This is a genomic window from Domibacillus epiphyticus (genome assembly GCF_001975785.1).
In the GTDB taxonomy this organism is placed as follows: Bacteria; Bacillota; Bacilli; order Bacillales; family Domibacillaceae; genus Domibacillus; species Domibacillus epiphyticus.
Genome location: NZ_MSFI01000025.1, coordinates 24,667 through 36,896, shown reverse-complemented (window position 1 = coordinate 36,896; position 12,230 = coordinate 24,667). Strand labels below are relative to the sequence as shown.

12 protein-coding genes are annotated in these 12,230 nt (G+C 44.1%); all 12 read left to right on the top strand.

Annotated elements, in window-relative coordinates:
* The first annotated feature begins 1 nt into the window (after position 1).
* On the top strand, positions 2-472 hold the full coding sequence (gene ribH / locus BTO28_RS13915) for a 6,7-dimethyl-8-ribityllumazine synthase (protein WP_076767300.1): 471 nt from the start codon (positions 2-4) through the stop codon (positions 470-472).
* A gap of 471 nt (positions 473-943) precedes the next feature.
* Positions 944-1,930: a diaminopimelate epimerase gene (gene dapF / locus BTO28_RS13905; protein ID WP_076767297.1), complete on the top strand. Its 987-nt coding sequence runs from the start codon at positions 944-946 to the stop codon at positions 1,928-1,930.
* 69 nt (positions 1,931-1,999) lie between these two features.
* On the top strand, positions 2,000-2,674 hold the full coding sequence (locus tag BTO28_RS13900; protein WP_076767296.1) for a phosphatase PAP2 family protein: 675 nt from the start codon (positions 2,000-2,002) through the stop codon (positions 2,672-2,674).
* Between the two features lie 123 nt (positions 2,675-2,797).
* On the top strand, positions 2,798-4,315 hold the full coding sequence (adh, locus tag BTO28_RS13895) for an aldehyde dehydrogenase (RefSeq protein WP_076767294.1): 1,518 nt from the start codon (positions 2,798-2,800) through the stop codon (positions 4,313-4,315).
* A gap of 22 nt (positions 4,316-4,337) precedes the next feature.
* On the top strand, positions 4,338-4,694 hold the full coding sequence (locus BTO28_RS13890; protein ID WP_076767292.1) for a DUF779 domain-containing protein: 357 nt from the start codon (positions 4,338-4,340) through the stop codon (positions 4,692-4,694).
* 76 nt (positions 4,695-4,770) lie between these two features.
* A complete protein-coding gene (locus BTO28_RS13885) occupies positions 4,771-5,523 on the top strand; it encodes an NRDE family protein (RefSeq protein WP_076767290.1) in 753 nt (250 codons plus the stop codon).
* A gap of 38 nt (positions 5,524-5,561) precedes the next feature.
* Positions 5,562-7,052, top strand: coding sequence for a pectate lyase family protein (locus BTO28_RS13880; RefSeq protein WP_076767288.1), 1,491 nt, complete (start codon positions 5,562-5,564; stop codon positions 7,050-7,052).
* A gap of 152 nt (positions 7,053-7,204) precedes the next feature.
* Positions 7,205-8,506, top strand: coding sequence for a homoserine dehydrogenase (locus BTO28_RS13875; protein WP_076767286.1), 1,302 nt, complete (start codon positions 7,205-7,207; stop codon positions 8,504-8,506).
* Positions 8,506-9,570, top strand: a complete 1,065-nt coding sequence (thrC, locus tag BTO28_RS13870) for a threonine synthase (protein ID WP_076767284.1) — start codon at positions 8,506-8,508, stop codon at positions 9,568-9,570. Before BTO28_RS13875 ends, thrC begins: the two co-directional genes overlap by 1 nt.
* Complete coding sequence (gene thrB / locus BTO28_RS13865; RefSeq protein WP_076767282.1) at positions 9,567-10,469, top strand: homoserine kinase; 903 nt, start codon at positions 9,567-9,569, stop codon at positions 10,467-10,469. The genes thrC and thrB overlap by 4 nt, the downstream gene beginning before the upstream one ends.
* A 228-nt stretch (positions 10,470-10,697) precedes the next feature.
* Complete coding sequence (locus BTO28_RS13860) at positions 10,698-11,564, top strand: carbon-nitrogen hydrolase family protein (RefSeq protein WP_076767280.1); 867 nt, start codon at positions 10,698-10,700, stop codon at positions 11,562-11,564.
* Positions 11,564-12,229, top strand: coding sequence for a GNAT family N-acetyltransferase (locus BTO28_RS13855; protein ID WP_076767278.1), 666 nt, complete (start codon positions 11,564-11,566; stop codon positions 12,227-12,229). Before BTO28_RS13860 ends, BTO28_RS13855 begins: the two co-directional genes overlap by 1 nt.
* Position 12,230: the final 1 nt, after the last annotated feature.

Here is a 12,230-nt window from a genome sequence, read left to right as displayed (position 1 = left end):
AATGGGGAAAACGTTCGAAGGACATTTAATTGGCAAAGGGTTAAAAGTAGGGATCGTTGCCGGGCGTTTTAACGACTTTATTACAGACAAACTTGTTAGCGGTGCAGAAGACGGGTTCATTCGTCACGGTGTGGAAGCAGAAAATATTGATATTGCTTGGGTGCCAGGTGCGTTTGAATTGCCGCTCGTGGCGAAAAAAATGGCAGAGAGCGGAAAATACGATGCGGTTATTACGCTTGGTGCAGTTATTCGCGGCGCAACGGCTCACTTTGACTATGTTTGCAATGAGGCGGCGAAAGGAATCGCGCAGGCAGGAATGCAAACGGGTGTACCTGTTATTTTTGGATTGCTTACAACGGATACAATCGAGCAGTCGATTGAACGTGCCGGCACAAAAGCAGGAAACAAAGGCTGGGAATCGGCTGTTTCGGCAATTGAAATGGCCAACCTGCTTCGTTCTTTTAACGCGTAATAGACTCATTGAGTCGAAAAGCTGACCGGATAAAGTGAACTGCACCCCCATGGTTAGTCATCTAACAACTGGAGGTGCAGTTTTTCTATGACCAAATTTACAAAAGAAAAAAATACAGGCCGTGTTAAGGTATCAACCGGGAAAAGAAAGGATCGACTCTCTATCAAAATTCTTCATGTGAGTATGACTGTAGTAAGTAACAGGGTGAAACAACATGAAGTACATGAAGCGTTCGACAACGGTATACATCCTATTGCTTGCGTTTAAACTGGACGTACTACATAAAAAATGGGACGTTACCCAAAGTACTGCCTAACTGAATAAAAGTGTCTAACTTTTTGGTTTCACTTCGAAGCCGGCAGCTTTTTTATTCAAAAAATAACACATGTCCGGCATTCCTCGTGTTGAATGCCACGAACATGATTTCTCTGTTATACTATAAAAAATGACGAGTTGAAAGAGGCGATTTTGTTGGAATTATCATTTATAAAAGGCCATGGGTCAGGGAACGATTTTTTATTAATTGATGAGTGGACACACGGTTATACATTTACAGAAGAAAATCGGCATGACTTGGCGCTGGCGCTTTGCAGCCGGGAAACCGGGATTGGTGCAGATGGAATTGTCTTCGTTATGGAAAGCCAGCATGCAGACGCAAAAATGCGTATTTTTAATTCGGACGGTTCGGAAGCATCGATGTGCGGAAATGGCCTTCGTCTTCACGGCCGTTACGTGCTGGATAAATTAGAGCGTGATGAGATTGTCGTTGAGACAAATAAAGCGGATTTGTATGTAAAACGTGACGGTGACATTTATGAAGGTGTACCAGCTTACCGTGTTGAAATTTCTCCGGTGTTGTTTGATCTTGAGTCCCTGCCAATGACGATCGGAAAAGACCGTTTATTCAATGAGATTGTGCCGGAGCTGTCAGATTCCATTCCTTTCACGGCTGTTGCGGTTCCAAATCCTCATCTGATTGCCGTTGGAGACCGTGCTCTTATCGCGTCCGGTGAACAAAAACGAATCTCGGAAATGCTGAACAGTCCAAATGCCATTTGTCCGGACGGTGTCAATGTCAGCTTTGTCCACCCGATCGAAAAAGGCGTGATTTATGTACGCACCTTTGAGCGGGGTGTCGGGTTCACGAATGCATGCGGTACAGCGATGTCTGCCTCCACTCTCACTACCTGCCAGCTTGGACTAAATGAAATTGAGGTGCCTGTTGAAGTATATAATAACGGTGGGAAAGTTCGCTGCGAAGTACACAAACACGAGCAGGATCGTTACTCAATTGATCTGATTGGAAACGGTACGTATATGTTTGAAGCGGTCGTTCAGTTAGAACTGGATAGTCCAATTGATTTTCAGCTAAAAGGTCGAAAAGAATTTGCTGAACAAACAGCGTATGAAAAATTGCGTGAAGAAGTAGTATCTTATTTAAATGAACATGTTTTATAATCCGGGAATTCCCCGGATTTTTTTCGAGTTCATGATTATATATGTCTTAAAAGGAAAGGGAGATGGTGATTGGATAAGAAAAATTGGCGTACGTTTGTGTATTACGGTTCGCTGCTTGCATTCTTGCTTTTTTTCACATGGGCATTTTTTGAAGTGGTTGATGCTTTGCGTGCAAAAGAAGTGGAGACATTTGATACCGCGGTCATTAACGTTGTGCAATCCTGGATTAACGAAGGTCGAACTGCGCGGATGGTGTTTATTACGGAGCTTGGATCAGTCAAATTTTTTACCGCTGCAACTGTCTTAATTTCACTTTTTTTAGCGATTCGAAAACGATACGGATGGGCGCTTTTTTTCATATTCGTGAATGCGCTTGGCGGGTTATTTAACAGTTTGCTAAAAGAATTTTTTAAACGGCAGCGGCCCGATGTTTTGCCTTTAATTGAACAGGGAGGGTACAGCTTTCCGAGCGGCCACTCAATGGGTTCGTTTATTTTTTATGGCGCGGTATCGTTTATGTTATTCCGGCTCATAAAAGGGAAATGGAAAAAAACGATTGCTGCACTGGCAGCAGGGTCCATTGTTATTCTAATTGGGTTAACAAGGATTTATCTTGGTGTCCATTATCCAAGTGATGTGATAGCCGGTTTTTCCATTGGTGCAGCATGGTTATTTTTTTGTATCATGGTATTTCATGTGAGTGAATATACATTTAAAAGCCGCCGCAAAAAGACTTCTCGATAAGAGGAGTCTTTCTAGTTTATTCATTGACAGATGAAATGGGACAAGTTACATTGAGTATGTAAGCGCTTTATATCATGATTCTAACTCCACGGTACATATTTAAAATCGAAAGGGGAATGGTCAATGATTTACGCAAATCCAGGTCAGGAAGGATCAAAAGTAACGTTTAAAAAGAAGTATGATAACTTTATTAATGGTGAATGGACACCGCCTCTTGGCGGACAGTACTTTGAAAATGTCACTCCTGTTACCGGCGAAATATTTTGTGAAGTAGCCCGATCGCAGGCGGAAGATATTGAGCTGGCACTCGATGCTGCCCATGCGGCAAAAGACGAATGGGGGAAAACGTCGGCTGCACACCGTGCGAATATTTTAAATAAAATTGCCGATCGAATAGAAGGGAATTTGGAAAGGCTGGCCGTTGCGGAAACATGGGATAACGGGAAGGCCGTACGTGAAACGTTAAATGCGGATTTGCCCCTGGCAATTGATCATTTCCGTTATTTTGCCGGAGCAATTCGGGCGCAGGAAGGGTCACTCAGTCAAATTGATGATGATACAGTAGCGTATCATTTCCATGAGCCGCTCGGTGTTGTCGGACAAATTATTCCGTGGAATTTCCCGATTTTGATGGGGGTGTGGAAACTCGCACCAGCACTCGCTGCAGGAAACTGTGTTGTGTTGAAACCGGCTGAGCAGACACCAGCGTCGATTCTTGTTTTGATGGAGCTTATTCAAGACTTGCTGCCGCCGGGTGTTGTGAACATTGTGAATGGCTTCGGGCTGGAAGCAGGGAAGCCACTTGCTTCGAATAAGCGGATCGCTAAGATTGCGTTTACCGGTGAAACTACGACAGGCCGTTTAATTATGCAGTATGCGTCACAAAACTTAATACCTGTCACACTTGAACTCGGTGGGAAATCACCAAATATTTTCTTCGATGATATTATGGAAAAAGACGATGCGTTCTTAAATAAAGCGATTGAAGGGTTTGTTTTGTTCGCCTTGAATCAAGGGGAAGTATGTACTTGTCCATCTCGTGCGCTCATTCATGAAAACATTTACGATCAATTTATGGAACGTGCAATCGAACGTGTCAAAGCAATTAAAACGGGTAATCCGCTTGATACAGATACGATGATGGGTGCGCAGGCATCGAATGAACAGATGGAGAAAATCCTTTCATACCTCGATATCGGCAAACAGGAAGGTGCTGAATGTTTAACAGGCGGTGAGAGAAATACAATTGCAGGCCTTGAAAACGGTTATTACGTCAAACCGACTGTTTTTAAAGGACACAATAAGATGCGGATCTTCCAGGAAGAAATTTTCGGTCCAGTATTATCGGTTACGACGTTCAAGGATGAAGCGGAAGCGCTCGAAATTGCCAATGATACGCTTTATGGCCTTGGTGCCGGTGTCTGGTCGCGTCACGCCAAGCGGACGTATCGTTTTGGCCGGGCCATTCAAGCGGGCCGTGTTTGGACAAACTGCTATCATCAATATCCGGCTCATGCAGCATTTGGCGGATACAAAATGTCTGGTGTTGGCCGTGAGAATCATCTAATGATGCTCAATCACTATCAGCAAACGAAAAACCTGCTAGTCAGCTACAGTGATGAGGCGCTTGGCTTCTTTTAATGAATAGCGAGGTGAAACGGTCATGACAGAGCGCGTTACGGCCACTCCTGCGGCCATTCAGTTAATTGAGCAGCTGAAGGGAAAACACGGACCGCTCATGTTTCATCAGTCAGGCGGCTGCTGTGACGGAAGTTCTCCGATGTGCTACCCGGACGGTGAGTTCCTAACAGGAGATTCGGACAAGCTGCTCGGTGAAATTGGAGGAAGCCCATTCTACATTGGTGAAGCCCAGTACGAATATTGGAAACATACACAGCTTATCATTGACGTCGTCGATGGAAGAGGAGGAATGTTTTCGCTAGAAGGTCCAGAAGGAAAACGGTTTTTAACACGTTCACGCGTCTTCACAGAAGAAGAGCGGCTGGAATTAAATCAATGACGGAAAAGGGCGTCCAAGGTGGACAGCCCTTTTCTTTTTGTTTCATAATGGAAGAAAAAAAGAAAGCAGGATCGCTATGTGTGTCATCAATATCGCGTTTCAAGTGAACCCGGAAACGCCGCTGATTCTGGCCGCGAATCGAGATGAATTTTATGATCGGCCGACCGCTCCCTCGCACTGGTGGGAAGATGCACCTGGTATTCTCGCTGGTCGTGATCTTTCCAAAGGAGGTACGTGGCTTGGTGTTTCCAAATCAGGCCGTATTTGTGCGCTTACGAATTACCGTGATCCGTCGGAACTGAATACACAGAAAGAATCCCGAGGCAGCATCGTGCGCTCTTTTTTAGAAAGCCAAATGAATGCAGAAACGTTTTTAGAAGAGCTGGATAGGGAAAAAGACTGTTATCCCGGCTTTAATATTGTTGCTGGAACGAAAGATGAGTTATTTTCCTACAGCAACAAGTCAGGAGAAAAACCTATTCAGCTGCCGCCGGGCATACACAGTGTGAGCAATGCGTTTATGAATACACCATGGCCGAAAACAGTGAAAGCGAAGAAAGAGATGGAAAGGTGTTACCATGACCGGGAATCTTTGTTTTCAATGCTAGCGGATGAAACGCAAGCAGCGGATGAAATGCTGCCGAAGACAGGCGTGTCTCTTGAATGGGAACGTTTGTTGTCACCGCTTTTTATTAAAAGTAAAGGCTACGGTACACGCTGCTCAACCGTCATTATGATGAAAACTGATGATACGATCGAATGGGAAGAGCGAATATTTGATACCGGTGAATTCTCTCAACAGAGGTCTTTTACATTCAAAAAAGTCTAAAAACATTATGTGTAAAAATCAAAAAGGAGCACAAACAAATGCAACTAAATAAGCAACATCATCCATACGATAATGCCGAATTAATTGAATCTTATTTTAAAGGTGGACAGCCATTAAAAGAAGCTGTTATGGAGACAGACAAACTGTTTTTTCAATCGGCAGAAAAATGGGTCCCTGATACAAAAAAGAAGTCATTTTTTTCGCGAATAAAATCCATTTGGACGAAGACAGATGAAATGTTACATATGCACCATACATTAACGGATGGGAAGAATGTGTATCCAGATTGGAAAGATAAACTGGACAGGGAATGGGATGTTTTGCAGCAAAAAGCAGTAAAAGATGTTTATGTAAAACCGGGTGATGACATAGCGGCTGCTCTGTCCGGGGGTGAGCGGACTGTTTATTTTGATGAAGGGATTTACATCGTTGATGAACTGCACGTGCCATCATTTACGATTCTGAAAGGGGCCGGTCCAGGCAAAACGATTATTAAGCTTCGGGATACTGCCTCGAAACGAAGCTTTTGCATAACGAACGAGAACCATGTAAACGGAAACAGCCATATATCAATAGAAGATCTTACAATGGATTGGAACATCGAAAGGCTGCACCCAGATGAAAAATCATCAAGCGGAAATAATCGGTCGAGCTGTTTAACTTACGCCTATGTTGAGTTTGGATGGGTGAAAAACTGCGAAGCATTAAACCCGGGATTACACTGCTTTGATATTTCATCTACTCTATATGATTATTCTGGGGACGGACATCGGGCACGCGGAGGCAGCAGGTACATCTGGATTGATGGCTGTACGGGATCGGGTTTTGGGGATGACGGTGTGACAACACACCATAGTGATTATGTTATGATCTCAAACTGCTTTATGCATGATCCATCCGGACGGAGCCATCAAAAAGGGTTTTCGAATTCAAATGGGTTTGAAGCAGACGATGGATCAAGATATGTTTGGCTCATTCATAATGCCTCGGCACGCTGCTTTGGGGGTATTGAAATAAAAGCCCATGCGACCAGTTCCGCAGCTGCAAATGTTCATATTATTGGCCATCTGTCTGTCAATGACAATCGATCATACAATTTTCGTCATATCGGCCATCATAGCGCGTCGGATCCCGAATCAAAAACAGCACGTTTTATAACCGCCACAAAAATCATTTCCATTCATCCCATTTACACAGATTTATATGTTGGATCAAACCCCCGCGCTTTAACCATTTCCGCCTATCGTCATGTCGTGATCAACGGGCTGAGGGCAATCGGAGATCCTGATTATGACTACAAAGGATTGCCGGTCGCGGGCATTCAGTACAAATCAAAGCATGTTCATGTACAAAATATCGTCATGGAAGATTTTCACACTGCAGGATCCGCTTTAAAAGTATTTGGAGGTGCTCAGAAAGCGGACGATGTGTCCATCCGCGGCGCAACTTTTAAAAACTGTGGTAAAACTCCGGTATACATCGGAAAAGATGTCAAATCGGGACATGCAAAAAATGTAACATTTGCTTGAATCGGTTGATGCCATTCTTTATTATTAGAAAAGGCAGAAAAACTTTATTTTGCGAAAATAATTGGTTGTAAAAAGAAAGAAAGACCGATATAATGTCTACTATACAAAAACAAATGTACATCTAAAAAATACATAGATGGGGAGACGTATAGATGAGAGACAATGTAAAAGTAGGATTGCTCGGTCTTGGAACAGTTGGCACAGGTGTCGTTAAGATGATTCAAAATCACCAGGAGCAGCTTGTTCACCGTGTTGGCTGTCCGGTTGAAGTGACGAAAGTACTCGTGAAAGATGTAGAGAAAAAACGTGATGTGGAGCTTTCACAAGATTCATTAACGCTTGATCCATATGATGTCATTAATGACCCGAATGTAGACGTAATTGTTGAAGTGATGGGCGGTATTGATCAAACAAAGCAATATTTGCTTGATGCATTAAATCAGAAAAAGCATGTCGTAACAGCGAATAAAGACTTAGTTGCTTTGTACGGTTCTGAACTGTCGAAAGCCGCAGCAGAAAACGGATGTGATTTTTATTATGAAGCGAGTGTCGCTGGCGGCATCCCGATCATTCGTGGACTTGCTGACGGTCTTGCTTCTGATAAAATTCAAAAATTGATGGGAATTGTCAATGGGACAACAAACTTTATCCTGACGAAAATGAATAAAGAAGGCATGTCTTACGATGTGGCGTTGAAAGAAGCGCAGGATCTTGGTTTCGCTGAAGCAGACCCGACATCTGATGTCGAAGGATTGGATGCAGCACGAAAAATGGCGATCCTAGCACGCCTCGCGTTTTCAATGAACATTGAACTAGATGACGTGGATGTGAGCGGTATTTCAGCAGTGTCGGACAGTGATTTGAAACACGGCCAGACACTCGGCTACACGATGAAACTCATTGGTTACGCGGATCAATCAGATGCACGGGCGGAAGTTAGCGTCCAGCCGACATTTTTATCAAATGACCATCCGCTTGCGGCCGTCAATGACGAATTTAATGCCGTTTATGTATATGGTGAAGCGGTTGGCGAAACAATGTTTTATGGACCTGGTGCGGGAAGCCTTCCAACAGCCACATCGATTGTCAGCGACCTTGTTGCGGTCATTACAAATATGCGTCTCGGTGTTAATGGCCAGAGCATTTCAGCGCCGCAATTTGAAAAGCAATTAAAGACGGCGGAAGAAAAATATGCAAAGTACTTTATTCGTCTGCATGTACGTGATGAAGTCGGTGCGTTTTCAGAGCTAACGAAGTTGTTCTCGTCAAATTCAATCAGTTTCGAAAAAATTCTCCAGCTGCCTCTTGATGAAGAAGGCGTAGCGGAAATTGTCATCGTGACACATAAAGCGTCTTTGGAAAACTATCAAAAAATGCAAGAACAAATTAAAGATTTAGCGGTTGTACATTCAATAGAAAGTTTCTACCGCGTCGAAGGAGAAGGTGCGAAGTAATGGCAAAATGGGAAGGGTTATTACAACAATATAAAGAATTTTTACCGGTGAACGAAAATACACCAATGCTTTCTTTAATGGAAGGAAATACACCGCTTATTCCACTTGTAAATATTTCGAAAAAACTTGGCGTTAATATTCACGTGAAAGTAGAAGGCGCCAACCCGACTGGTTCATTTAAAGACCGTGGGATGGTAATGGCGGTTGCGAAAGCGAAAGAAGAAGGAAGCAATACGGTTATTTGCGCATCAACAGGCAATACGTCTGCTGCAGCTGCGGCGTATGCTTCACGTGCCGGAATGAAAACCATCGTTGTCATTCCAGACGGAAAAATCGCAATGGGTAAACTGGCGCAAGCGATGATGTACGGTGCCGAAATTTTGGCGATCGAAGGAAACTTTGACGAAGCGCTCACAATGGTGCGCAATATTAGCGAAATGTCCCCGATCACGCTAGTGAACTCTGTAAACCCATACCGAATTGAAGGGCAGAAAACAGCAGCATTTGAGGTGTGCGACCAGCTTGGCAAGGCACCGGATGTACTTGCTATTCCTGTCGGCAACGCAGGTAACATTACTGCATACTGGAAAGGGTTTAAAGAATATAACGAAAAATTCGGCACGGGTCTTCCGCGCATGCACGGTTTTGAAGCAGAAGGTGCCGCAGCTATCGTACAAGGTGCTCCAATTGCACAGCCGGAAACGGTGGCAACAGCGATCCGTATCGGAAACCCGGCAAGCTGGAAGTTCGCTGAAGCAGCACGAGATGAATCAAACGGTAAAATTGATTTCGTAACAGACGCTGAAATTTTAGAAGCGTATGAAATGATGACAAGAGAAGAAGGTATTTTTGCAGAGCCTGCGTCAAACGCATCTATTGCAGGCATCATTAAACACGTGAAATCCGGCGAAATTGAGCAGGGTGCAAACATCGTTGCAGTATTAACAGGCAACGGTTTAAAAGATCCACAGACAGCGATCGCACAAATCGAGAAAAAACCAACTGTATTGCCAAACAGTGAAGAGGCAGTATTTGATTTCATTAAGGGAGTTGTAAAGGCATGAGTAAGTCCGGCCTATTAAAAGTGCCGGCAAGCACGGCCAATTTAGGGCCGGGATTCGACTCAATCGGCCTTGCCTTCGATCTTTATTTAACCGTAAATGTTACACAGTCTGACCGGTGGAAATTTTCACACCGGTCGGCTCTTTTAAGTGGACTTCCGGAAGATGAACGCCATTTAATAGCTGTCGTTGCAAAAAAAACAGCCGCACTTCGCGGGGTTGAAATGGCTCCGTTCGAAGCGGTGCTTGAAAGTGATATTCCCCTCGCACGAGGTCTTGGGAGCAGCGCAGCCGCTATTGCTGCCGGAATTGAAATCGCAGATAAATTAGCGAATTTACAACTTACCGATGCGGAAAAATTGAACATCGGTGACCAATTTGAAGGGCATCCCGATAATATCGGCGCGTCTCTTTTCGGCGGCATGGTATGTGGTGTATCACTTGGTGAAACAGCAGAACTGTTGAAGCTGCCTTCACCGGACATTGATTTAATTGCACTTGTTCCGCCATATGAGCTGAAAACAGAAGATGCGCGTAATGTATTGCCAGCTGCTTTTGATCGTAAGGACGCAGTGCTTGGAAGTGCTGTGTCTAATATGCTTGTAGCAGCTTTTATGCAGCACGATTATGAAACAGCGGGCCGAATGATGGAACGCGACGTGTTCCACGAGCCCTACCGTAAAACACTAATTAAAGAGTTTATGCCTGCTCGTGAACTGGCACGTAATCATGGTGCGTATGCAACGGTTATCAGCGGTGCAGGCCCGACCGTACTGACTGTTGCTCCTCGTGGGAAAGGACAGGGGATCGCGGAACAATACCGCGCGACATTTAATGATTGCAATGTACTGCTATTAAACGTAGATTCAACAGGTCCAAAATGGATTCAATCCGGCGAATGATTTCGCCGGATATTTCTTTTTAAGAAAATAGGGTAAGTCGGAGTTGACTTTTTTAAATATCACGTTATAATTGAAATTGAGATTCATTCTCATTAACCCCCTCTTTTGAGACTGAATTGTTCATCCGACGTTGAACGGCTTTTAGGCCGTTCTTTTTTCTTGCAAAAAATACACATTTCCTCTAGGTTAAAAGCAGATAATGAATAAATTTTAAGGGGGCGATGCATTTTGAAAATGCGCGTATCAGCAGTTCAGTATCACTTACACACCATCAACTCATTTGACGATTTCGCGGCACAATGTGAGCATTATATAAAAACAGCGATGGAGTTTGAAGCAGAATTTATTTTATTTCCTGAGTTTTTCACAACACAGCTTCTCTCAATCGGAGACGAGCAAACGGGAGAGGCTTTAAAGATTACGGATTTGCCATCATTCACCTTGCAATTTGAACGTATTTTCTCTGAATTTGCCCGTAAATATAATGTTCATATTATCGCAGGGACACACGTAACCGCATCAGGAGACGGCATCCAAAACACCGCCTACTTATTTTATCCGGAGGGCTCGTTCCAGATGCAGCCGAAGCTCCATATTACTCCGGCTGAAGTGGAAGGCTGGAACATGCAGCAGGGAGAATCATTCCGAGTTTTTGAAACAGAAAAAGGGACGATTGCCATTCTCACGTGCTATGACATTGAATTCCCGGAAATAGTCCGTATGGCGAAAGCACGTGGAGCTGATGTTATTTTCTGTCCTTCCTGTACGGATGACCGTCACGGCTTCCACCGTGTCCGCTATACGAGCCACGCACGTGCAGTGGAAAACCAGGTATATGTCGTCGGCACGGGCACAGTCGGTTCTCTTCCAACTGTCGATTTAATGCGTGCAAATGTCGGCCAGGCTTCCATTATTACCCCGAACGATATTCCATTTCCACCGGGGGGTATTTTGTCAGAAGGGATTATGAATGATGATATGATCATTACCGCAGACCTTGATTTATCTTTATTATATGAGGTTCGACAAAAAGGCTCGGTGACGACTTGGCGTGATCGCCGGACTGATTTGTACCCGGACTGGGAGACAGAGTAATGTATTATCAGGAATATTTTGCGTTTCGTGACCGGACACCTATTAAAGCGGTTATTCGCCACTATACGAAACCGGACTTTGAAGCGCTCCTTGCTGTTCAAAAAGAATGTTTTCCACCTCCTTTTCCAGAAGAACTATGGTGGAATGAGGAACAGCTTACGAATCATGTAGAAATGTTTCCGGACGGCGCATTTTGTGTGGAAATTGATGGCGAAATTGTCGGTTCAATGACTGCCTTGATCGTCAATTATTCGCATGGCGATAAACACTCATGGGAAGAAATCACTGACAACGGGTATATCCGTAATCACAATCCAAACGGCAATACGCTCTATGTCGTCGATATTAGCGTTAAACCTGCATTCCGAAAACTTGGCATAGGAAAAAAATTGATGCAGGCGATGTACGAAACGGTTATCGAGTTGAACCTTGACCGGCTTCTTGGCGGAGGACGCATGCCGGGTTATCATAAACATGCGGCGGAATTATCACCCGAGCAATATTTGGATAAAGTGATAACAGGTGAATTAAATGATCCGGTGACGACGTTTTTAATGCGTGTCGGGCGTGTACCTGTGGATGTCGTCCACAATTACCTTGATGACGAGGAATCGGGAAACTGTGCAGCGTTAATGGAATGGAAAAATCCTTTTAAAAACAGTTGAA